Consider the following 22,902-nt stretch of genomic DNA (forward strand, 5'->3'; position numbering starts at 1 on the left):
TCTAGCTAGAAGCTACAAACGTTGCAATACGAGAGGTTCAAGAAATCAGGCGAATTTGGAGTAAGTCCTCCCAAGTAAACCCTTTTTCAATTATACCGAGAGCTACAGCAGGAACTTCTCTAGTCGTAAAATGGCTGCGAACAAAGTTATGAACCATCCAGAAAATATCTAGGACTCGCTGTAATCCCACAACAGATTTAGCATAAGTATTTGTACGACGACGAAAGGCGGCTAAATAGCGTCGGATAGCACTATTAAATGCCTCAACGTGGTTGGCATGGATGTCCTTTTCTTCTGGTTTTTCTGTTGTCTCTGGATGTTCTGGTTTCGGAGTTTCTACTTTCTTTAGTTTACCCTCAGAATCTCGACGTTTACTACTCTTATTTTTTAGTCTTACCACAAGACCCTTCGGTAATACTTTGGTGGGACGACCTCGCTTTCCAGTCCTTAATACTTCGTGACAAATATTAAATAGCAGTTGACTATATCGCTTTTCTCCATCTGTAAATAACTGGAGAGATTCTGCACTCCTTTCAAATAATTCCGTTACCGTCATCATTGCTTCTAGAAATAATTTCTGCTCTTTTCGACCACATTTTAAATGCCAAATAAAGCGGCTAGCCCTGTCCATGAGGACGATTGTCCACCCCTCAGAGGCACTTGCTTCTTTATTTTTTCCAACTTTTGTGTATAGTTCATCCCCTTCTATTACTAATTTAACAAATTCATTCACTAAGGCGTATAAAAATAATGTCTCTTGTAATCCTGATAATTTCTTTTCCCAATTCAATATTGTTGTTTTCGCGTAGCCGAATACTCGGGCTGCTGCATTTAATCCTATTCCTTCCATTATGGCTTTTAATACTTTTACAATTTCACTTAATGGGGTTTCTAAGCCAGCGATTACGCTACCATAAGTCTCAGCAAAACAAGAACTACATTCTTGACAAATGAACATTTTACGTTCCCCGTTACCTTTCGTTTGATAATGAGAATGTATTTTTACGTTTTCACTATAGCAATGAGGGCAGTTTTTCTGAAATAAGGCTTCCTCTTTCTCTTGGCACAAGCCAATATCACTTAGGAGGTCAATTGAGCTTTTATTTAATGTTGACATTGCTTTCTGTTTTCCCTTTCTTTAATATAATGACAATAATAATAGTATAACAAAAACGGGAATATGTCCAGTCGTAAGTTATTTTCTATTTTCTCAAACTCTTACACCATAACTTTTTCTAGCTTTGATCACACGATACCAGTACCCATTATGCAACAGTCTGTAATTTATCAGGATATTCTCCAAGAAGGCGAGCAGACGGGAGCACTCAAACAGGGCCAATCGCTTGTCCTGCGCCAACTTACACGACGGATTGGTGAAGTGTCCCCAGAAATGCGATCGCAGATTCAAGCCTTATCTCTCCCTCAACTGGAGGCTTTGGGTGAGGCATTGTTGGATTTTACGAAACCCGAAGATTTGCATGAATGGATACGATCGCACTCTTAGGCTTAGATCGTGGGCTGATAGCGTTTTATCAAACCAAAATAGGAACGGCGATCGCTTTTGAGAAAAACAAAATTAGAACGGCGATCGCATTTCTGTTCATTGGTGTCAACTTAAGCCAAAATGCCTACTCACAAAAGATTAGCCTAAAAGCAGGCGGAAGTAAGAGTAGGCTGAAAAAAAGGTTAGTATATAAAAAAGTGAGCAAAAAACAAATGGCAAGACAACATCCTCGGAGAAAAGGAAACCCAGACTTACGTCGTAAGACAAATCAGCCAGGGGTAGAAATCCCTGAAATAACAAAAGAGTTGTTTGAATTACTAGAACCCACAATGTTTACACCATTAAAATATTTACAGGGAACTCATGAGAAAATGATGAGAGATAGGGTATTAAATTTACCAGTAATGGTGGCATTAGTGTTAAGTATAGTGTATCGTCAAATAGCGGGTATAAGTGAAGCGGTAAGACTGTTAGAGGAAGAGGGATTGCTATGGGTAGCATCATTAAAAGTAAGCAAACAGGCAGTATCAAAAAGAATGATGAATGTGCCAGCCGAAATATTTGCAATATTACTAAAAGAAGTGTTAGAAAAAGCAGCCGAAAAAGGGAAGAAGCTCCAAGTAGGAGAAAAATGGGAAAAAATAAGAGAAAAGTTTAGTGCAGTGTGGATAGCAGATGGCTCAACGCTAGAGCAGATAAGGAAAAATATGAAAATAAGTAAAGAAGAAAAGAGTAAATTGGGGGGTAAAATAATGATGGTAGTGGAAGCCTTTACCCAAAGACCCGTTACTTTATGGTACACAGAAAATGATAAATCAAATGATAAAATATGGTGTGAAGAATTGGCAGCTAAATTACCAGAAAATGGTTTAATTCTCGTAGATATGGGATTTTTTAGCTTTGTGTGGTTTGATTTGTTAACAGAAGCTAAAAAGTTTTTTCTAACCAGATTTAGAGCGGGTACATCTTACAAAACCAAACAAGTATTGTCTCAAGGTAGTCATTACAGAGATGAGATTATCATTATGGGAAATTACCGTTCTAATCCTTGCAAGCATCCGGTGAGATTAGTCTCAGTATTATGGGGAACAATCTGGTATCAGTATTTAACAAATGTGTTGTCTCCCGAACCTAAGTACAGGACAAAAAATGTAGGGAGTCGAGAAAAAGAGAAAAATTGGGTAGAGAAGGATTAAGAACAAGATGACGAAGATGGTCAAAACCAAGACGAAAAAGACTCTGCGCTAGGCGACCATGTTTCTTGAGGGGAATGGGATGAAGATGATGAATTGCTAGACCAGTTTTGAGAGACCAAGCCAAAGCTAAAGTCAGTAAAGCCAAAAGCTTACGAAGACGCTTGGGGTCAGTAAAGTGAGTAGATTCCAAGCAAAAGCCACGAGTCTTAAAGATGCCAAAAAGGGTTTCAATGCCCCAACGCAGGGCATAATCGTGAATAAGACCTTGGGAATCGGGATGTCCAATGACGATGAGTAGAGAATTATCAGGCAAGCGAAGAGCCTCTACAGAAACAGGATATCCCCAAACCCGACAACTCCCTTGAAGACGTTGAGATTCACTCTTTTGCAAGATGGGCAAAAATGACTTTGGCGGCCAAAAGCTTGCCATTGTGCTCAATCTTGTCCGTAGCCCGAATTCTCAGACAGAAAGCCAGTAGCGGTTCGAGCAGAAGATAGCGAAGCCAAGCCTGACCAATAAACTCACGGTCGCCACATAAACAACGAATCAGGGCGGTGGGAAAAATCTTGAGCATCTCCTCGATAAAACGCATTCGTTCATCACTGTTAGAATTGCCCTTTTTCTTGCTAAGCATCCACCACAAGATGGGAATGGCTACTCCTTCATGGACAATGCCGACAGTGAGGATATTATAACCATGACTGCCAAACTCCCAGGTTGTGCGGTCAATACTTAATACCCAAGGTTGAGGGATATCCAGCCAACTGACTACAATACGGGCAATGTGATGGTAATCCAGCTCAAATCCTGAGAAAAAGCGTTGTAAGCGTTTGTAATGAGAATCCACCAATGCCCGACCTTCAAAACCCAGAGCCAATTCTTTAAGGTTAACCGTTTTCACTTTGAGGAGGGCGAGTAAGAACAAGGCTAGGAAGGAGAGTCTGGCACCATGCCATCCCAAATGGGGTTTTAGGGCTTGTTTCAATGCGTTATATTGGTTCATGGGTTTTCTTACATTACGTTCATCTTCCATGAAACCCCTTTCTCGTATACTTTTCAAGCCTTTTGTCCTGTACTTAGCTCCCGAACAACTGTCCGCCGAAGAGGTCTGTGATTTATATCGAAGACGATGGACAATCGAAGAAGCCTTTTTATTAACGAAAAGACTTTTAGGACTAGCCTATTTATGGGTAGGGAATAAGAATGGTGTCCAAATCCAGATTATTTGCACTTTGATTTTCTATACGGTCTTAAATCAATTGGTAGGGGAAGTGGCGATTGCTCTAAATCAACCGAAAGAAAAAATCTCAGTAGAGATGGTGTTTCGGAGTCTATACTATGTAGCGAAGGCTATTGCTAGAGGAGAAAAGCCTGATACAGTAACCTATCTGGCTGAACGTGCTAAGTTATTTGGTTTGGTCAAAGCTGAGAGAAAGCGACATCGAGAAAAGGCCGCTCTCAATGGGTGTGACCTTTAGTTGATGAAGGAAAAGAAAAGTGTTAACATGGGATGAAAAGTGACAAAGAGGAAACAATGATGACAGCAAAACTAATTAATGTAGAGGGTTCAAAGATAAAAATAGAACTAACATTAGAACTCAGTCGTTCAATGTTGGATACAGAAATAAATATTCAAAAAGGCTTAAACGAAGTAGGTTGCATCGCCAGCAAAGAAGCCTTGAAATATTTAGATACAGATGGTTCACCCTTAAAAATCGGTGAAGAAATCTGGAAGAGTAAGGGAGAGCAACCGAAAGAATATCAAACACCTTATGGTGAGGTTATAGTGAATCGTCATGTATATCAGCGTTCACCTTTGAGGAAAAACGTATTGCCCCTTAGAAAGAGAAGCAAGGATAATCATAACATCAACGCCATTATTGGCAAAACAGGTATCCTCAAAAATGTCAGGGATGGCAGGCAAAGAGGTGAAAAATGATTTATTAGAAAATCATGGTAGAAAAGTAGCGCTATCCTATATCCAAAGATTGAGTGAAGCAGTAGGAAGTGTGGTACAGGCAAAAGAAGAAGCGTGGAGTTATGCCCCGCCCAAGGAGGATAGCCAAATTGCAACAGTGGGAATAGGATTAGATGGAACCTGTATGCTGATGTGTGAGGATGGCTACCGTGAAGCAATGGTGGGAACCGTTTCCCTATACGATAGTGAAGGCGAACGTCAACCTACAATCTATCTAGGTGCGGCACCAGAGTATGGAAAAAAGAGTTTTCTAGAAAGATTAGAAAGAGAAATTGAGCGAGCGAAAAACCGTTATCCAGAGGCAACATTGGTCGGGATAGCAGACGGGGCAGAATCAAATTGGAAGTTTTTAGAAAAGCAAACGGAAGAACAGATATTAGATTTCTATCATGCCTCTGGTTACTTAGGTGCCTTGGCAGAAGCGTTGCATCCGAATACCGTGTCAAAACAAAAAGAATGGTTGACTGAAAATTGTCGAGAACTCAAGCATGAAAAAGGAAAAGCAGGAGAACTGCTAAATCTGATGAAAGAAGTCAAAGAAGAAAAAAGTCATTCTAAGAATCTTACCGAGAAACTACAAGCGGCGATTACTTATTACGAGAATCATCAGCATCAAATGGATTATGCTGAATACTTAGAGAAAAAGTATCCGATTGGTTCAGGTGTTACGGAAGCAGCTTGTAAGACGTTGGTCAAACAACGATTATGTTGTTCAGGGATGCGATGGAAGGAAAAAGGAGCAGGAATTATTTTGAGCCTACGAGCTTTGGTATTGACCAAGGAACGATGGAGTCAATTTTGGGCAAAACTTGATCAATATGGGTTCCCTGTAGAACCCTGATTACAACAGCTTTTATCAACTAAAGGTCGCACCCCTCTCAATCAACAAATTTGGGAACCCATTCCTTTAAGTTGACACGGATGATTTCTGTTAAGCCCCATTTGGTAGCAAAGCTGGGTTACTAATGATACAGTTTTTTTATGTTCGATAACACTTGTAAATTCCTCGCTGAGAGCTTTTCTGAAGATTTTGCTTCCTGGTTGCTGGGTACACCCGTCACCATGACCCGACTCAGCCCATCTGAACTGTCCCTTGAGCCGATTCGAGCGGATGCTTTGATTTTGCTGAATTCTGATAATTTTGTCCTTCATCTTGAGTTTCAGACCGAACCAGACCCCACAATGGGCTTCAGAATGGCAGATTACCGTCTGAGAGTTTTTCGGCGTTTTCCAACAAAACAAATGCGTCAAGTGGTCATTTATTTGACCCGTTCAAACTCGGAATTAGTTTATCAAAACCTGTTTGAGATTCCTGGTACTCGTCATGAGTTTGAGGTCATTCGGCTATGGGAGCAGCCCACTCAATCGTTTTTGGAAGCGAGGGGGTTATTGCCTTTGGCTGTACTGACACAAACCTCTGATGCTGCTAAAACGTTGCGTCAGGTGGCAGCAAGAATTGAGGCGATTCCAGAATTAAGGGTGCAGAGTAATGTGGCTGCGTCCACGGGGATTCTGGCAGGGCTATTATTGAAGAGGGACTTCATCAATCAGATTTTACGGAGAGACATTATGCAACAGTCTGTAATTTATCAAGATATTCTCCAGGAAGGCGAGCAGACGGGGGCACTCAAACAGGGTCAATCGCTGATTCTCCGCCTCTTAGTACGACGGATTGGTGAAGTATCCCCAGAAAGGCGATCGCAGATTCAAGCTTTATCCCTTCCTCAACTGGAGGCTTTGGGTGAGGCGTTGTTGGATTTTACGAAACCCGACGATTTACATGAATGGATACGATCGCAATCTTAGACTTGGATCGTGGGGCGATCACTTTTTATAAAACTAGAATGGGAGCCGCGATCGCCTTGTTATAATAAGTTAATAAAACAACAGAGTTAAGGAAAAATGAGTCAAGTCAATATTCAATATTTATCTGATGAAAATAGCGAAACGATCGCTGCTGTTGTCCCTATTGACCTGTGGCGCGAGATCGAGTCTGAACGAGAAACGGCTTATTTGTTAAGTAGTGACGTAATGAAGGAAAGACTCTTGGCAGCGAAAAGTCGTCAGGGGGGGATGAAGTTGGAGGAAGTCTGTGAAAAACTTGGAATTTGATCGGTTGGCTTTTGAAGACTTGGCTTGGTGGGTTGAGTATGACCGTAAGCAGGCTTTAAAAATCATTAAGCTGATTCAGGAAGTTCAACGCGATCATTTACAACAGGCAGCAACAGAACATAATCTTCAGGTTTGTTTTCCCCCTCTTAAATTTTGTACCGATAATGCGGCCATGATTGCGTGTGCGGCGGCAGAGCATTGCGATCGCGGTCATTTTTCTAGTTTGAGTCTGGGAGTGCGATCGCGTTTATCGATCACAGAAGTGATATGGTTGTATCAGGGTTAAAATTTAAGATCCTTGGCAATAAATTGATTAGGATGCAGATCAAAAGCATTATCTTGATTTCTAGACGTTTAATTCATCGGTATTTTATTCCATATCAATATCTTTAAAAAGTACAATGACAAACTTATTAGCCAATTTTATAAACTATTCGACAATCGGGGGGGCAACAATTATGTGTCTAACCCTGCTCTCCCAACCTGCCCAAGCGATACTAGTTACGGTTAATTCCACTCAGTATGACGTAACAACCTTTAACGGGAATTACAATGACAATGCCAGTAAATTTGCCACACCCGCCAATGGGGGACTGATGCCTTGGTATGGAAATCAAACTTTAACCGAGCAATTTGCCCTAGCTGTTTATAACTTAACACCAACTAACGGCGGATTAGCTGATAATAATAACTTGGGCGTTGGCCCATTATTTGCAAGAGCTTCTGAAACATTTTCATCCGAGAGCTTATCCTTCGTATTGGCATTAACCTCTTCTGTTTCTATAAATTCAGTCAATTCAGGATATCCAATTGGGCAGCTTGTTTATTACGCACCTTACTCAGATTCTACTGCTTCTTATGCAACAGCAATAGCAGTTCCCTGGGAGACAGATGCGATTCCTCTTATTGCTAGCACACTTCTTTTTGCAGCAGGAGTTTGGACAAAACGAAAATTAACCAAGCCCCTTAATAAAGAATAAATTAGTCTATTTTTGAAAGTTAATGAGCGATCGCCCAATCACTGACCATAAAAAATGCAATCGCCAGGCTTATATACATACAGCACTTTGCGCTAATAACTGGGTCACTGTAGGGGCTGAATACCATTCAGCCATCACCCATACTTGTACGTCTTGAATACGCAAAGGGCTGTATTTTTGAGCTTAGATCTCAATCCGAAATGGTTTGTGATAGAAACCAGCGAGGTTTAACAATGGTGCAAGCACGATTATCTTCACTGTATTTTCTAACATCGACCGATCTTCTATCAATTCTAGAAAATTAGCTTTCACTCGATTTAATAAATGGTAATCTTCTTGACTTAGGGGCGTAAAAGCTTCTACTCATTCATTTAAAAAAGCGGGGATTTGAGACATTATTGTTATTGGATTATTCATTAATCGCGTTGAATAGCGAAAATCCGTATCTCTCAACAAAAATCCCAAATAAACCAATATGTTGATCGTGATCGCGCTATGGGTTACGGTTCCTCCAGACATAACAATCATTTCTCCATTGCAATATTCATAACGTTCCTCGGCTGTTTCCGCGATCGCCCGATATTCTTCCAAGGTGACAAAGGTTTTAGTAACTGTCGCAATAGTCGGTTTTTCTTGAGCAATAACCATGTTTGTCTTCCTCAGATATTCTATAAGTTAATTTTATCATTATTTTTTAAGGAATGTGGGAAAGCGATCGCATTTTATAAAACCAGAATTTGGAACCGCGATCGCACTTTTTATAAAAACAGAATTAGAGCCGCGATCGCACTAATCCAAAATGATCGCTTTTTTGTATAACCAGAATTTGGAACAGCGATCGCATTAATCTAAAATGATCGCATTTTATAAGGCCAGAATTAAGGATGGCGATCGCACTTATTTTCTTTCACTTCTCTAGGTGTACCTTGATAAACTTCGTACATACAATATGGTCTCTTTTCGTTAGATTGATCTTGTGACCACTTTAACCCAAAACCAGAAGACTCTTCTTTTGAAAGTGTAACGGATTTTAGTGCTTGAACCATATCTTCTCTTTTTTGAGGTGAACTTGAATGAATCGCTTGAACAAATGCCTGGGTGGCATCATAACTACCAGTAGCACGCCAAGAAGGAATATCCTGTTGCCATTTTTTCTTTGCCTTTGTTACATACGGAGATTGTTTATCGACACAAGGTATTGCAAAGAGCAGACCATCAAAAGAAGAATTGGCAATAGATGTTTCAGGCAATGACATTGCAACTAAAATTTTTATATTTTTATCTTTATACTCTTTATGATTAATTCGAGAAAAAGCTAGGGCCAAAGAAGTTAAATCTAGGCTAGGAATTAAGAAAATAATTTCATCTTTTTTTGCCTTATTTAGCACATCTTTAATGTTGATAAAAGAATCTGAAAAATCATCACAAGTTATCTTTGCTAATCGGCAAAGGTCTTTAACCGATTGGGATGAGTGTATACTGTTTTTTTCTGTAAAATTTTCCACAAAGTTTTTTGCTAAACTGTCACTATAAAGTCTATCTTCACTATAAAAAATTCTTAATTTATCGGTGTTTAAAGATAAATTATTTTTGAAATAATCAGCATAAACTTCAGCTGATTCTGTTGTAGATTGAATTGCTCGAAAAAATACTTCTCCTTTTAATTCACTACTAGAGCTTGTCGGAGAAAGCATTGCCAAATTTCTTTTTTCATAGACAGGAAGTGCTTCTTTACTACTTTCACTAGGAGCATGTCCAATAATGCCTAAAATATCCTGACGATTGACTAGTCTCTCCGCAATTTTTCGGGAAAACTTAGGCTGATTACCATCATTAATAATAAGGATTTCCAGTAACCTTCCATCTTTTCCGCCTGTTCGATTAAATTGCTCTTGACTATCAGCGACCCCTCTCAATATTTCTCTAGCTGTATCCTCAAAAGAATCAATGCCAACGACAACAGCCAGTTTCCAAGGTGGTTGTTCTTTTTGTTCACTCTGCAATCGAGCTTCAGCATTATTAGAGTAAATATAGGGTACTGGATCACTTGGATCAACATATTTTGCTTGTTCAAATCTTTTTTTTGCCTCCTTGTATTCCCCCTTCTGAAAATTTTTAGTTCCCTCCTCAAGATCAACATTAGTACGGCCTAGAAATAATCTAGGCTTTTCACCACTACTTATAATACTTCTAACACAGTCATTAGTTTCCCATACTCTTTCTCCAATAGGACAAAAAGCATACCGATACTCATACCATAACCATGATCCAATAATTCCGCTCAAAAGACCCACCGCCGTAAAGAAAACAGTTTTAAGTCTTCTGTTATTTAAGGATTGCTGACTTGCATTTAAATATTTATGATCTTTAGCACTTAAGTGTTTATCTTTTGCCCATTCAAGGGCTTTTTTCAAGCTAGTTCCAATAAGAAGCTTAGAGGCATCCTGACAATTTGAAGCGAACCAAGCTTTCATTAATAAAGCATAGGGACGCAATTCTGCTAACTGGTCATCAATCCATAATTCATTAAAAACTGCCGCATAAATGGGATTATAAACTCGCAATTTACCGCCTTCTTTGATGACTAATCCCGATAACTGTAACTCCCTTTGTTCCAAATTTTCTCTTGCTTTGACTTCTGATTGTTGTAAAATCTGACGATATAAATCCAGCAAATCAACAGCCATTTGCTCATTATTTAAGAGGCGAACGCTAATCGTTTTCAAATGCTCCTGATTATCCTGTGCCTCCCAATTATCAATAATAAAAGATTGGACAACCTGACCAACTAACTCCGTCTCCTTGCCAGTCGTAATCCGTTGAGAATTATTAACGATCAAATAACATAATCGCTGAGTTAAAAAAGGTTGTCCCCCTGTCCAATAAAGAACTTGAGTCATCACTGCCGATGGATCATCAACTTTTCCTGCTAAACCAATCATTAAAGGCCCAACTTCCGAAGCCGTAAAACCCTTAAGCGCGATCGCTTGACCAATATTAAAAGGCGTAACCGTTTTATCCTCAATCAAATCAGAAGGAGTCGCCACCCCCAACAAACAAAACGTTAGGCGATTATAATCAGGATTATAACTACGTTTGTTATAACAGGCCCGAATCCAGACAAAAAATTCATCTGTAAAACGATCTTCCTTACTGCCTAAATTGCGAACATAATCTATTTCATCAATAAAAATAACGACCTTTGTTTCTGGTGGAATCGCAGTTAAAATCACCTCTTCCACCAATGCATCTAATTGCTTTACAAGAGAAAGAACACTCTTTTCACTCGACCAACTGGATTTACTCTGAGGCGAAAATTTTTCGAGCAAACAATCTGCAATAGAAGCATACCACTCTTCTCTTGTTCCCTTACCAATACCAGTTAAATCGATGGCAACACAGACGAAATTTTCTGCTTCTAATCGCTTTTTTGTCCGTACCCAAAGGCTAGACTTGCCCATCTGCCGAGAGTTAACAACATAGCAAAACTTACCCGCTGTTAAAGTCTCATAAAGCTGATCATCGGCTTCTCTTTTCACATAAGTAGGTGCATCGGGAGGCAAAGTTCCCCCGACCTCATACTGATAACCTAAACTTGACTCGTTGCTCATAACAGTTATCCTAATTGGTCACGAAAATAAAGACGATATAATTGACAACGGGGCTTAACTTTATTATTGTCATAGACAATTAAACCCATACTTTGTAGCTTATGCTTTTGTTTTGGGCTATTAATTTTAATTGAGCTATCAGAAGTAACAACTACTTTAAAAATAGCGGCTAATTCTGGAGCATTGTCTAATTTTAATAAATATTTTTGCAAATGATTATGATAGATTCCCTCATCGGTTGCCGCTTTTGATAATAACTCATCTAGAGTAACATTCGGATCAGTTTTAAGATGCTCAAATGCCACCTTCAACAAGTAAGGATGACCTCCCACTAACTCCGTTAATTTTTCGACTTGTGGTGACAGTAAATTTAATCCGTACTGTTGAGCAAAGATTTCAATTTGAGAGCGGTCAAAATCAGACAACTTAACTTCTTTTCCTACATTAAAAGGAGAGTGATGAATACTCAAATTCGGCAAATCTTCAGTGGAATAAACAAGAATTAATCGCAATTTTTGCCAATCGTTATCGGTTGTCTGTTTAGCATTTTCGTGCCAAGCTCGAAGCATCCCAAAAAAGCTAGCTGCAACAAATTGATATTTTTCTTCAAAAAAACGATCCAGATTGTCTAAAGCCAAAACCAAAGAGCTACCCAGATGAGGAAGCACATAACCTCGAAAGTAGCGAGTACATAAAATATTCGGGGTTAGACCTTGCCAATTTTTATCTACTTGATCTAAGAATTTAAGTTCCAGACTAATTTGCTTACAGAACCAACGCAAAAATTGTAAAGAATCCTTAATCATTTCATCGTCTAATAATTGAAAGTCTAAACGGACTGTTTGATAATCTTGCTGTTTTGCATAAGCCAAAATTTGATTAAGCAACGAACTTTTACCCATTTTTTCAGGAGCTTTGATCCGAATCAGCATTCCTGGCTGAAGAATGTTTTGATAACAATTCTTTTCAATCGGAGGACGCTCCACATAGGGGTTCGTTGTTATCGTTGGTGGTGACGGTAATTTACTCACTTTAGTTAATAATTTAGGAGTGAGATGTTCAGGAATTCCTTGCATACTAATCGCACTACAACCCAACTTGTAGGCAAAATCTACGCCCCTATCCGCTCCCAGGGCATCATAAAAACCTACCGCAAACGCGATCGCTGCCTTATCCCCAATCGCCTGACTCATGCCGATTACATGGTTAATATGCTGAGAAATTTTCTGGGCCTGTGTCTCTGAATAACAAGCATTAAGCAGAACACAATCCAACTTATCAGCAAATAACGAAAAAAGACCTGCTAAACCTTCTGCACTAACGAATTTTACCTGTCCCGTTTCATCCTCAAAAACTAACCCCTCTTCCCCCGCACCATGTCCAGAAAAGTGAACAATATTTGGCTCATAGTCCAACATCGCCCTTTGTATATCGCCAACGCGAACGGCCTCTGCGGTTTCGATTTGAAAAAGATCACGATATTTTGATCGTTTAAGCCCCTCTTTGATTTCCCTTATCTCTTCACCCAGACGCAACGAGTCTGTCCCCTTGGGATTAGCAGACAAAATTAAGATAGTTCGGCGATCGCTCATTGAAGTTCCGTCCCCTCGGAAAAACCGATTATTTGATAATACTAGCACCGCTTCTATTGAAAATCATATTTTCCTGAACCGCGATCGCCCACATCCATCGGCACTGACCCCTCATCAAACTGTCCTTCTCCCTTCAAGTCAGGAAAAATGGTTTTAACCGTTCCCCCATGACCTGAATAGTGGATATAAACCAAATCCTACAGCTACTCGATCGCATCGCACCAAAAGGCGATTTGCTTATAGGACATTTAGATATTGAACTATAGAATTAGTTAGCGATCGCCTATAAACTTAACCATGAGAAAGCGATCGCCCTTCTTGCGTGGTAAGCCACCTATAATCATAGAAACGAAAAATACCAATAATACTAGGGATATTGAATAAATCCCATTTGACTGAAATGGTGATCAAGGGTAAAGGCTTCTGTGACACCTCTTTGTTTCATCACAACATAAGATGTACAGTCTGTGAAAGACCATTCTTTGTCAAGGTTGAACTTTTCAAATATTTGCCATGCTTGATAAGCGATCGCTTCATCAATCCAAATCACCTGCAAGATTTCTGCGGTAATCAGTTTGTCTATTTCTCTTTGGTATGTTACGGCAATATGATAGCCAATGTGAGCTAATAGTAATGTATATAGTTCATCAAGTATGTAGTTAGTTGTGACAAACCGATACTTACCGACCGCATAATCAGAGAATAAAGAAGCGGCTTGATGTCGTTGATCGCTACTATCAGCAATCGCATAAAATGCGCTGGTATCAATAAAAAGAAGTTGCATTAAGGTTTTGCGTACAAGTAACGATCATGATCCTCGGCAATGTCTGTCTTGCCACTTGGACGAGCTAGGGTTTTAAGCGATCGCCATATTTCCCATCCCTGTTCTTCGCTGATATGCAATTGAGATTGTTTCTGTTCCGTAGTTACAGCATGGCTGATGAGAGATTGATTGAGTTGAGTCATTAACAATTGCTGTTCTTCTAGTGAAAGCGTCTGTGATATTTGCACAATGGCATTGACAAGTTGTAAGTTCATGATAGGAAAGGGTGGAAAAATGAAGAGAGAAGGTCAAAATCAGAAGAAAGAAAATTAAGAACACAATCTTATGGGATCGCCACGATTTTAGCATTTTTATAATATTCTTGTTCTTTGTTTTTTACTCATTAGAAGCGATCGCCTATAAACTTATCCATGAGAAAGCGATCGCCCTTCTTTAACCGCTAAAACTAGAATTTTTTTCATTACTTGGCACTCCTTCTAAGCTCGCACCGTAATCACAATTTCCTCTGTGACCCACTCGCCTCTGGATCATTCTTAAAGATCATAGCACGGGTTAACGTTGGTGGATGATCCACATCATGTCGCCTTCCCATCCCGTTTAACAATTGCCAGGAGAGAAATCTCGTTTTGATCATCATTAATACCAATAACTAAAAACAAGTTAAGATTAAAAGAATGATGAATTCATAATGGCTTAGTTCACTAATTAATCCTTAGATAGGGACAAACTATGACAACATTACTGGTACAAAACACCTCGACTCCGATGATGATTGATCTTCCTTGGATTGTGCCGATGACAGAGGAACAATTTTATCAATTTTGTTTAGCTAATCGAGATTTACGCATTGAACGCAATTCTAGTGGAGAAGTGATTGTTATGCCTCCCGCTTTTTCGGATACGGGTAATCGGAATTTTAATATCGCGGCCCAACTCTGGAACTGGACAGAACGAGAGGGGACGGGACTTGGGTTCGACTCCAGTACGGGTTTTACCTTACCCAACGGTGCAACTCGTTCCCCCGATGCGGCTTGGATCAAATTGGCACGCTGGAACCAATTAACCGAAAAACAAAAAGCCTCTTTTGCTCCAATTTGTCCTGATTTTGTGATTGAGTTGCGTTCTAAGAGTGATACGGTAGCCAGTTTGCAAAAGAAAATGGCAGAATATCTGGCTAATGGTACGATTTTGGGTTGGTTAATCGATCGCCAAAATCGTCAAGTTCATATCTATCGTCCTCATCAGGAACCCGTTATTTTGCATGATCCCCAGCGTGTGGATGGCAATCCCGAACTGCCAGAATTTGAGTTGGTCATGGCAAAAATTTGGTAAACAGCGATCGCCTCTATATCTTAGTTTTTGCTTTAACAGTTTTTAGATAGATTGATGATTATTGTCTAAAAGCTGTAAAATTTTTGTAAATTCATCAAGAAGTAATATGTCAGCCATTGAAACCGTAGCTCAGGATTTATTAGCGTTAGATGAAGAGGAGCAACTTCAATTGATTATGTGGAAAATTTGCGTGAACCAAGAGGCGGGTTTGAGGATTTGTTAAAGGCGGGTCAGAATGTTTTTGGCCCTGCGAGTGCAGAAGCCTATCGGGTGCTTTGTTCGGATGTTGGAGACTTGGTAAAAGATGCGGATGTGGCGACAGAATTAACAAAATTGATGGCTCAAAAGACAACGGAGGCTTCTACTCAAGCGGTGGCTTTATTAAAACCTATTTTGGCAGGAGGTAGTTTGCCGCAATCAGTAGCGATCGTGGTGGGGACTTTGTTGGTAAAAAATTAGCCAAGGGTTCGTCGGATTTTATTTGTACTAAATGGAAACAAAATATTGAAGGGATTGTTGAATAATCAAACTAGAAAACAAATTTATGACACTGCCACAAAATTAACGCGACGATAAATTTCTGGCAACGGAAGTTCGACTTTTAAACTTTCTAGAGTGATTATTTGATTAAGTTGATCGTAGGTTTGTAATTGCCAGCGATCGCCCTGTTCAAGTCTAAAATATTGCTCAACGTAAGGTTCGGTTTGACTAACGACCAAATATTCACAAAAACTCGGTATGGAACGATATTTTCTAAATTTATCACCGCGATCATAGGCTTCTGTTGAAGGAGAAAGCACTTCTACAATGAATAAAGGATTGAGAATTTCGTCTGTGCGATCGCCGTTAAATTCTGGTTCATGGTTAACGACCATGAGATCGGTATAGGTTCCGCAATGATATTCAGGAATCCACACCCGTAGATCGCTGTTATACAAACGAAAATCCGTATCTCTCAATAAAAATCCCAAATAAACCAAAATGTTGATCGCGATCGCGCTATGGTTTGCGGTTCCTCCAGGCATAACAATCATTTCTCCGTTGCAATACTCATAACGCTTCTCGGAAGTTTCTGCGATCGCCCGATATTCTTTCAACGTGACGAAGGTTTTGGCTTTAGTTGTAATGATCAGTTTCTCTTGAGCAATAACCATGTTTGTCCTCCTCAGGTATTCTATAGCGTTTTTCATTTTGGTGAGGTATCAACGAACCTTGCTGGCAAAGGGTTTAAGCCCCTTATTCGTACCTCATTTGAATGACAATTGCCATATAAGTTAATCTTATCACTATTTTTTAAAGATTGTAGAAGAGCGATCGCTTTTTTATAAAACTAGAATAAGAACGGCGATCGCTTTTCACAAACTTCGTTTTATAATAGGGTTTTGATCGGGCTAATTTATAATAAGCCTATGCCAAAAAAATTAGAGAGTTAAGGTCTGCGCTCTCAAAGGCAGGATTTCAGGTTATTAAAACTAAGAGAAGCCATCAAAGGTGGGTTCATCCAGTTTTGCCAGAGTTCCCAATCACGATCGCGGGGTAAAGATGGGGATGATGCGAAAGCGTATCTTGAGAAACTGGTTAAGACTGCCATGCACATTAGTGACAATTCCACAATGCGTAACTCCTAAACTAATTATTTACAGGTAGAGTCTTTTCCTATCCAGCTAGGCGACACCACTGCCTGAATTTGACTTCCTATGATTAAGAGAAAATCCAGACTGATTCGTAAATTCTCATATTTGCTTCAAATACTATCCCAAAAACGATCGCGGTTTTTGGCCATTTTGTTGTTTTTGTTGGCGATCACCGTTTCCCTGTTAATGGCCTCTGTTTCCTATTCCACTCCAGTTTCTAGAACTCCTCTTAATATTCCCCAACAGATAGAGCAGGCAGAAAAGACCTATCAAGCGGGACAATTTGAGGATGCGGCGGTTTTTTGGCAACAGATTATCGACATTACGAAAGAACGCGGTGATCAATTAAATCAGTCCATCGCCTTAAGTAATCTTGCCTTAACTGATCAACAATTGGGAAAATGGGATGAGGCTCAAAAAGCGATCGCGGCCAGTTTAAACTTGCTGCAAAGTCTGCCTAATAACCCTGAACGACAGGCGATTTTAGCGGCCAGCCTAGATATTCAAGGTCAACAACAACTTGCGATCGGTCAACCTGAAAATGCGCTTGAAACTTGGCAATCCGCTACCAATATCTATGGAGAACTGGGAGATAAACCAGGTGTTTTCAGGAGCGAAATCAACCAGGCTCAGGCATTACAAAATTTAGGATTGTATCCGAGAGCTTGTCAAACTTTATTAAAAACGTTAAAACTGCCTGCCCAAAACTGTGAAATCTCCGCAACAGAATTACAACACTTGAAAGAACAGGATTTACCTTTACAAATTTTAGGGTTACGTAGTCTGGGTAATGTTCTACGGGTGATCGGACAAACGGGGCAATCTCAAATCGTCCTATTAAAAAGTGCAGAATTAGCTACAAAACTGGACAATTATTCTGATTTTGGAGCAATTTACCTGAGTTTTGGGAATACGATTAGGACTTTAGGAAATAAAAAATTAGCTTCTGAAGTCCCGCTCACTTTACCAGTCAAGAATAAACCAATCAATAGTAAACCAGTTGATTGTCTTTCACTAAGCACTGACAATACAAGCTTTGAATATTACCAACAGGCGGCCGATTGTTATCATTTAGCTGAATTGGCAAACTCTCCTAAAATTGTTGTTCAAGCTCAATTAAATTTACTTAATCTATCTCTACAAAGCCAGCAAGAAAATACTATTGCTACCTTACTAAAAACACTACCGACCAGTATTGACAATTTACCAACCAGTCGGGTTGCCATTGCGGCTCGGCTCAAATTTGCTCAAAATTTGCTCTGTCTTCAAAGCCAATTTAGTCCAGAAAGATCAGAAAAATCCAGCCCCAATAGCTCTCTTCAATCTCCTATTTTTCAATCCTGTCCTTCTCTAAACTACAGTGGTGAAAACGATAAATTTAGCGTTTTAAATGCTGATCAAATTCCTGCTTTAACTGAGATTCAAAAACAAGTTAAGGTCGCTTTTGCCCAGGCTCAAAGTTTGGGAGATCAAAAGGCTGAAGCCAATGCTCTAGGTTATTTAGCGGCTCTTGCCCAACAAGCCAGAAATCTCAAAGAATCTCAACAGTTAACGGAACAAGCTTTACAAAAACTGGCTACTTTTAATAGTCCAGAGCTAAGTTATCTGTGGCAATGGCAGTTGGGGCGTTTATATCGACTGAATAACCAAACGGAAGCGGCGATCGCGGCCTATACCCTAGCTTTTCAAAATTTACAATCCCTACGTCAAGACTTAGTTGCCACTAATCCAGATATTCAATTTACCTTTCGAGATGGGGTTGAACCCGTCTATCGAGAATTAGTTGATTTACTTTTACAGCCGTCTCCTAATCGAGAGGAAATTAGTCAGGCTAACCTTAAGAAAGCAAGAAATGTGATTGAAGCCCTTCAATTAGCAGAAATCAATAACTTTTTTCAAGAAGCCTGTTTAGAAGATAAACCAAAACAAATTGAACAAATAGACTCCCAAGCAGCCGTCCTTTATTCGATTATTTTACCCGAACGTCTAGCGATTATTCTCTCCCTTTCTGATCAACCCCTTCGCTACTATGCAACCTCTCTCAATTCTAGCGTCAATCAGGAGGAAATAGAACGTACATTTGATGATTTATTTGCAAACTTAAATCCTTTTATCACTAATCCGAATCCCCTTGTTCCGAACCAAAAATTATACAATTGGTTAATTCGTCCCGCAGAAACAGCATTGACCCAAAATCATATTAAAACCTTAGTATTTGTATTGGATGGAGTCTTACGCAATGTACCTGTCTCAGCCTTACATGACGGTAAACAATATTTGATTGAGAAATATAATCTTGCCCTAACACCAGGGTTACAGTTATTTGGAGGGAATCGTTTTGCCCCAGAAAAACTAAGCGTTTTAATCGGTGGTTTAACCGAACCAAGTCAAGGATTTTCTGCTCTTCCTAGTGTCACAAGAGAAATAAATGAAATCGCTAAAATTGCTGCCAGTAATATTTTATTGAATAGTAACTTTACCAGTTCTCAATTAGAACAAGCATTGAAGTTTAATCAATTTCCTATTGTCCATTTAGCAACTCACGGCCAATTTTCTTCCCAGGCAGAAGACACCTTCCTATTAACCTGGGATGAAAAAATTAATGTTAAAAATTTAGACCAATTATTGCGTGAACAACCGCTAGTGATTAAAAGTCCAATTGAACTGTTAATTTTAAGTGCCTGTCAGACAGCAGTGGGTGATAAACGGGCAGCTTTAGGGTTAGCTGGCGTGGCAGTACGATCCGGTGCAAGAAGTACGATCGCCACCTTATGGTCGGTACAAGATGAATCAACGGCTGATCTAATGACTCAATTTTATCAAGCCCTGAATCAGCCACAGATTTCCAAGGCTAATGCTTTACGTCAAGCCCAACTCTCTTTGTTGCATTCCCCCCAATATCAGCATCCTTTTTATTGGTCTTCTTTTGTCCTGGTTGGCAATTGGCTGTAGGCATTTAATCTCTCTTGGGTTTAATTCCCCGCTGCTTGCAGCGAAAACACTAAAATTGCAATGGAAACCGTCGGTTTGCGAGCAAAACATCTTCCATACCCCGTCCGCTTGCGGCGGGGAAATTTTGATTGCAATGTGCAACTTAAACTAAGCCGACAATAAAATACGGATATGGGTTGTGATTTACTCTCTGGTACATGGCATGGAGAATTTCCTCAATTCATAACTCTATTAGGCAACACCGCAATAGTTTCCTGATTAGGAAGAAGGGGTTGAGGGACTTTCTTCTTCTTTTGTCGGATTGATATCGTTGCGTTGGGAAAAACCCCAAATAAATAATCCGGCAATAGCTAGAATCATCATCCATTCGGGAGGAACTATCTCTGGATTGATCACTCTCAACAATAGCCGTAAACCCACCAAGCCGACGGTGACAAAACCAGCATCTTTGAGGTGGGTAAATTCATCAAGCCATCGGATAAAGAGTTCTGCTAAAAACCGTAGGGTAATGACTCCGATCGCCCCACCTACTAAAATTAACCAAAGGTCATCGGCCACCGCGATCGCTGTTGTCACACTATCTAAAGAAAAAGCGAGATCGGTGATGGCAATAATGGGAATGGCTTGCCAAAAAGAGGCAAACTCGATACTGTGATGCTGACTATTTTGATCCTGGGCAGAAAAGAAATAGTTAAGGACTAGCCAGAGCAAATATAAAGCACCTAGAAGTTCAAATTGCCAATATTTCACCACCCAGGTCGCCGTCAAAATTAATAACACTCGAAAACCATAGGCAACCACTAACCCGACATTAAGCGCGTATTGCTGTTGCTGTTTACTTTTTAAACCCTGGGCGATCGCCGCTAAAGCAATGGCATTATCCGCCGACAACACCGCTTCTAGGACAATCAGAATGATCAATACCAACGGGGTTTTAAGACTAAGGGCCAAAGATGAATCGAGAATCTGGTCTAACATTAACTCCGAGGCTGGGGAAACCCCTCACCGCAATAACAAAAGTTGTTTACTGTAAAGCTTTTCCTCTCCATTATCATGGAAGTTGAGCGGTTTTTGCTTAATCCTTCTCTCTCTACCCTTCTATTTGCTGTGTCTTTATGCCCAAAAAAGCTGTTGTTCTCCTCTCTGGAGGGTTAGATTCTGCCACTAGTGCCGCGATCTCCCTGGCAGAGGGGTATGAATTAATCGCGCTCTCTTTTCGCTACGGCCAACGCCATGAACAGGAAATTATCGCCGCCCAGAAAATTGCCGCCGTTTTAGGTATTACTGAACATTTCGTTGTTGATATTAATCTCGCACAATGGGGGGGATCCTCTCTTACCGATCCCGCGATCGCCTTACCCACCAGTGGCTTAGATAGCACCATCATTCCCAACACCTATGTGCCAGGTAGAAACACAGTTTTTATCGCCCTGGGTTTATCCCTAGCCGAAGCTAAGGGAGCAGAGGCCATTTTTCTCGGCATTAATGCTGTTGACTATTCCGGTTATCCTGACTGTCGTCCCGAATATTTAGCAGCCTATCAAACCTTGGCCAGCCTCTCCTCGAAAGTGGGAGTAGAAGGTAAAGCCATTCAGTTGATCGCTCCCCTGGTTGAAGATAGTAAACTCGATATTGTACAACGGGCTATTGCTCTAGGGGTTCCCATTGCTCGGGTGCGACCTTTAGTTGATAAAAGCTGTTGTAATCAGGGTTCTACAGGGAACCCATATTGATCAAGTTTTGCCCAAAATTGACTCCATCGTTCCTTGGTCAATACCAAAGCTCGTAGGCTCAAAATAATTCCTGCTCCTTTTTCCTTCCATCGCATCCCTGAACAACATAATCGTTGTTTGACCAACGTCTTACAAGCTGCTTCCGTAACACCTGAACCAATCGGATACTTTTTCTCTATGTATTCAGCATAATCCATTTGATGCTGATGATTCTCGTAATAAGTAATCGCCGCTTGTAGTTTCTCGGTAAGATTCTTAGAATGACTTTTTTCTTCTTTGACTTCTTTCATCAGATTTAGCAGTTCTCCTGCTTTTCCTTTTTCATGCTTGAGTTCTCGACAATTTTCAGTCAACCATTCTTTTTGTTTTGACACGGTATTCGGATGCAACGCTTCTGCCAAGGCACCTAAGTAACCAGAGGCATGATAGAAATCTAATATCTGTTCTTCCGTTTGCTTTTCTAAAAACTTCCAATTTGATTCTGCCCCGTCTGCTATCCCGACCAATGTTGCCTCTGGATAACGGTTTTTCGCTCGCTCAATTTCTCTTTCTAATCTTTCTAGAAAACTCTTTTTTCCATACTCTGGTGCCGCACCTAGATAGATTGTATGTTGACGTTCGCCTTCACTATCGTATAGGGAAACGGTTCCCACCATTGCTTCACGGTAGCCATCCTCACACATCAGCATACAGGTTCCATCTAATCCTATTCCCACTGTTGCAATTTGGCTATCCTCCTTGGGCGGGGCATAACTCCACGCTTCTTCTTTTGCCTGTACCACACTTCCTACTGCTTCACTCAATCTTTGGATATAGGATAGCGCTACTTTTCTACCATGATTTTCTAATAAATCATTTTTCACCTCTTTGCCTGCCATCCCTGACATTTTTGAGGATACCTGTTTTGCCAATAATGGCGTTGATGTTATGATTATCCTTGCTTCTCTTTCTAAGGGGCAATACGTTTTTCCTCAAAGGTGAACGCTGATATACATGACGATTCACTATAACCTCACCATAAGGTGTTTGATATTCTTTCGGTTGCTCTCCCTTACTCTTCCAGATTTCTTCACCGATTTTTAAGGGTGAACCATCTGTATCTAAATATTTCAAGGCTTCTTTGCTGGCGATGCAACCTACTTCGTTTAAGCCTTTTTGAATATTTATTTCTGTATCCAACATTGAACGACTGAGTTCTAATGTTAGTTCTATTTTTATCTTTGAACCCTCTACATTAATTAGTTTTGCTGTCATCATTGTTTCCTCTTTGTCACTTTTCATCCCATGTTAACACTTTTCTTTTCCTTCATCAACTAAAGGTCACACCCCATTGCTCAAACCTGGTCTTGTTACCAAGGTGGTCAGGAACCCTGTGGCCATTGTGATTCCTGTCGTCTCCGCGATCGCGCCCTGATCGATGCTGGTTATCCTGAATTAGCCAGTGCGGTCAGTCGCAACGAACTGAAGATGCTTTAGGGGCAATCCCATTGATG

Annotated in this window: 17 protein-coding genes and 9 pseudogenes; 15 read left to right on the plus strand and 11 right to left on the minus strand. The window is 40.2% G+C overall.

Annotation, left to right across the window (positions count from 1 at the left end):
* Positions 1-37: 37 nt before the first annotated feature.
* Positions 38-1,117, minus strand: a complete 1,080-nt coding sequence (locus tag KA717_13455) for an IS1 family transposase (GenBank protein ID UXE63528.1) — start codon at positions 1,115-1,117, stop codon at positions 38-40.
* A 147-nt stretch (positions 1,118-1,264) separates the two neighbouring features.
* On the opposite strand from KA717_13455, the pseudogene KA717_13460 reads away from it, so the two are divergent.
* Positions 1,265-1,504 (plus strand): annotated as a pseudogene (locus tag KA717_13460) (DUF4351 domain-containing protein).
* Complete coding sequence (locus KA717_13465) at positions 1,483-2,700, plus strand: hypothetical protein (GenBank protein UXE63529.1); 1,218 nt, start codon at positions 1,483-1,485, stop codon at positions 2,698-2,700. Before KA717_13460 ends, KA717_13465 begins: the two are co-directional and overlap by 22 nt.
* Here KA717_13465 and KA717_13470 read toward each other — a convergent pair.
* Positions 2,636-3,704, minus strand: a pseudogene (locus tag KA717_13470) (IS4 family transposase). The gene KA717_13465 and the pseudogene KA717_13470 sit on opposite strands and share 65 nt — an antisense overlap.
* Positions 3,705-3,777: 73 nt before the next feature.
* On the opposite strand from KA717_13470, the pseudogene KA717_13475 reads away from it, so the two are divergent.
* The 7 genes and pseudogenes from KA717_13475 (at position 3,778) to KA717_13505 (ending at position 7,771) form a co-directional block, all read left to right on the plus strand.
* Positions 3,778-4,179: pseudogene (locus tag KA717_13475) on the plus strand (transposase).
* 59 nt (positions 4,180-4,238) lie between these two features.
* Positions 4,239-5,520: pseudogene (locus tag KA717_13480) on the plus strand (ISKra4 family transposase).
* A gap of 140 nt (positions 5,521-5,660) precedes the next feature.
* Positions 5,661-6,485: an Rpn family recombination-promoting nuclease/putative transposase gene (locus tag KA717_13485; protein ID UXE63530.1), complete on the plus strand. Its 825-nt coding sequence runs from the start codon at positions 5,661-5,663 to the stop codon at positions 6,483-6,485.
* Between the two features lie 96 nt (positions 6,486-6,581).
* The gene (locus tag KA717_13490; GenBank protein ID UXE63531.1) at positions 6,582-6,791 is read left to right on the plus strand and encodes a hypothetical protein; all 210 of its coding nucleotides are present in this window, start codon (positions 6,582-6,584) and stop codon (positions 6,789-6,791) included.
* Positions 6,772-6,843: pseudogene (locus tag KA717_13495) on the plus strand (hypothetical protein). Before KA717_13490 ends, KA717_13495 begins: the two are co-directional and overlap by 20 nt.
* A 36-nt stretch (positions 6,844-6,879) precedes the next feature.
* A pseudogene (locus KA717_13500) lies at positions 6,880-7,077 on the plus strand (tRNA (adenosine(37)-N6)-threonylcarbamoyltransferase complex transferase subunit TsaD).
* Positions 7,078-7,192: 115 nt separating this feature from the next.
* A complete protein-coding gene (locus tag KA717_13505; protein ID UXE63532.1) occupies positions 7,193-7,771 on the plus strand; it encodes a hypothetical protein in 579 nt (192 codons plus the stop codon).
* A 363-nt stretch (positions 7,772-8,134) separates the two neighbouring features.
* Here KA717_13505 and KA717_13510 read toward each other — a convergent pair whose 3' ends face one another.
* The 6 genes from KA717_13510 to KA717_13535 form a co-directional block, all read right to left on the minus strand.
* Entirely contained in the window at positions 8,135-8,419 is a 285-nt protein-coding gene (locus KA717_13510) for a Uma2 family endonuclease (GenBank protein UXE63533.1), read from the minus strand.
* A 230-nt stretch (positions 8,420-8,649) separates the two neighbouring features.
* A complete protein-coding gene (locus tag KA717_13515) occupies positions 8,650-11,382 on the minus strand; it encodes an AAA-like domain-containing protein (protein ID UXE63534.1) in 2,733 nt (910 codons plus the stop codon).
* A 5-nt stretch (positions 11,383-11,387) separates the two neighbouring features.
* Positions 11,388-12,917: an AAA-like domain-containing protein gene (locus KA717_13520; GenBank protein UXE63535.1), complete on the minus strand. Its 1,530-nt coding sequence runs from the start codon at positions 12,915-12,917 to the stop codon at positions 11,388-11,390.
* A 110-nt stretch (positions 12,918-13,027) separates the two neighbouring features.
* Entirely contained in the window at positions 13,028-13,168 is a 141-nt protein-coding gene (locus KA717_13525; protein ID UXE63536.1) for a hypothetical protein, read from the minus strand.
* A 173-nt stretch (positions 13,169-13,341) separates the two neighbouring features.
* Positions 13,342-13,758 (minus strand): PIN domain-containing protein, encoded by a 417-nt coding sequence (locus tag KA717_13530; protein ID UXE63537.1) that lies wholly within the window; start codon positions 13,756-13,758, stop codon positions 13,342-13,344.
* Positions 13,758-13,940 (minus strand): hypothetical protein, encoded by a 183-nt coding sequence (locus KA717_13535; protein ID UXE63538.1) that lies wholly within the window; start codon positions 13,938-13,940, stop codon positions 13,758-13,760. Before KA717_13535 ends, KA717_13530 begins: the two co-directional genes overlap by 1 nt.
* A 547-nt stretch (positions 13,941-14,487) precedes the next feature.
* Here KA717_13535 and KA717_13540 point away from each other — a divergent pair.
* Both KA717_13540 and KA717_13545 read left to right on the plus strand, forming a co-directional pair.
* Positions 14,488-15,090 (plus strand): Uma2 family endonuclease, encoded by a 603-nt coding sequence (locus KA717_13540; protein ID UXE63539.1) that lies wholly within the window; start codon positions 14,488-14,490, stop codon positions 15,088-15,090.
* A 177-nt stretch (positions 15,091-15,267) separates the two neighbouring features.
* A complete protein-coding gene (locus tag KA717_13545) occupies positions 15,268-15,549 on the plus strand; it encodes a hypothetical protein (protein UXE63540.1) in 282 nt (93 codons plus the stop codon).
* 83 nt (positions 15,550-15,632) lie between these two features.
* Here the strand turns inward: KA717_13545 and KA717_13550 are convergent, their stop codons facing one another.
* On the minus strand, positions 15,633-16,244 hold the full coding sequence (locus tag KA717_13550) for a Uma2 family endonuclease (protein ID UXE63541.1): 612 nt from the start codon (positions 16,242-16,244) through the stop codon (positions 15,633-15,635).
* A 311-nt stretch (positions 16,245-16,555) separates the two neighbouring features.
* Here KA717_13550 and KA717_13555 point away from each other — a divergent pair, with 311 nt between their 5' ends.
* Both KA717_13555 and KA717_13560 read left to right on the plus strand, forming a co-directional pair.
* The gene (locus KA717_13555; protein ID UXE64653.1) at positions 16,556-16,630 is read left to right on the plus strand and encodes a hypothetical protein; all 75 of its coding nucleotides are present in this window, start codon (positions 16,556-16,558) and stop codon (positions 16,628-16,630) included.
* A 199-nt stretch (positions 16,631-16,829) separates the two neighbouring features.
* Positions 16,830-19,676, plus strand: coding sequence for a CHAT domain-containing protein (locus KA717_13560; GenBank protein UXE63542.1), 2,847 nt, complete (start codon positions 16,830-16,832; stop codon positions 19,674-19,676).
* Positions 19,677-19,934: 258 nt separating this feature from the next.
* On the opposite strand, the gene KA717_13565 is transcribed toward KA717_13560, so the two are convergent.
* Positions 19,935-20,654: a DUF475 domain-containing protein gene (locus KA717_13565; protein UXE63543.1), complete on the minus strand. Its 720-nt coding sequence runs from the start codon at positions 20,652-20,654 to the stop codon at positions 19,935-19,937.
* 137 nt (positions 20,655-20,791) lie between these two features.
* On the opposite strand from KA717_13565, the pseudogene queC reads away from it, so the two are divergent.
* Positions 20,792-21,343, plus strand: a pseudogene (gene queC, locus KA717_13570) (7-cyano-7-deazaguanine synthase QueC).
* A 38-nt stretch (positions 21,344-21,381) separates the two neighbouring features.
* On the opposite strand, the pseudogene KA717_13575 reads toward queC, so the two are convergent.
* Positions 21,382-22,663, minus strand: a pseudogene (locus tag KA717_13575) (ISKra4 family transposase).
* A 72-nt stretch (positions 22,664-22,735) separates the two neighbouring features.
* Here KA717_13575 and KA717_13580 point away from each other — a divergent pair.
* Positions 22,736-22,885 (plus strand): annotated as a pseudogene (locus KA717_13580) (7-cyano-7-deazaguanine synthase).
* The last annotated feature ends 17 nt before the right edge of the window (positions 22,886-22,902 follow it).

Source organism: Woronichinia naegeliana WA131 (genome assembly GCA_025370055.1).
In the GTDB taxonomy this organism is placed as follows: domain Bacteria; phylum Cyanobacteriota; class Cyanobacteriia; order Cyanobacteriales; family Microcystaceae; genus Woronichinia; species Woronichinia naegeliana.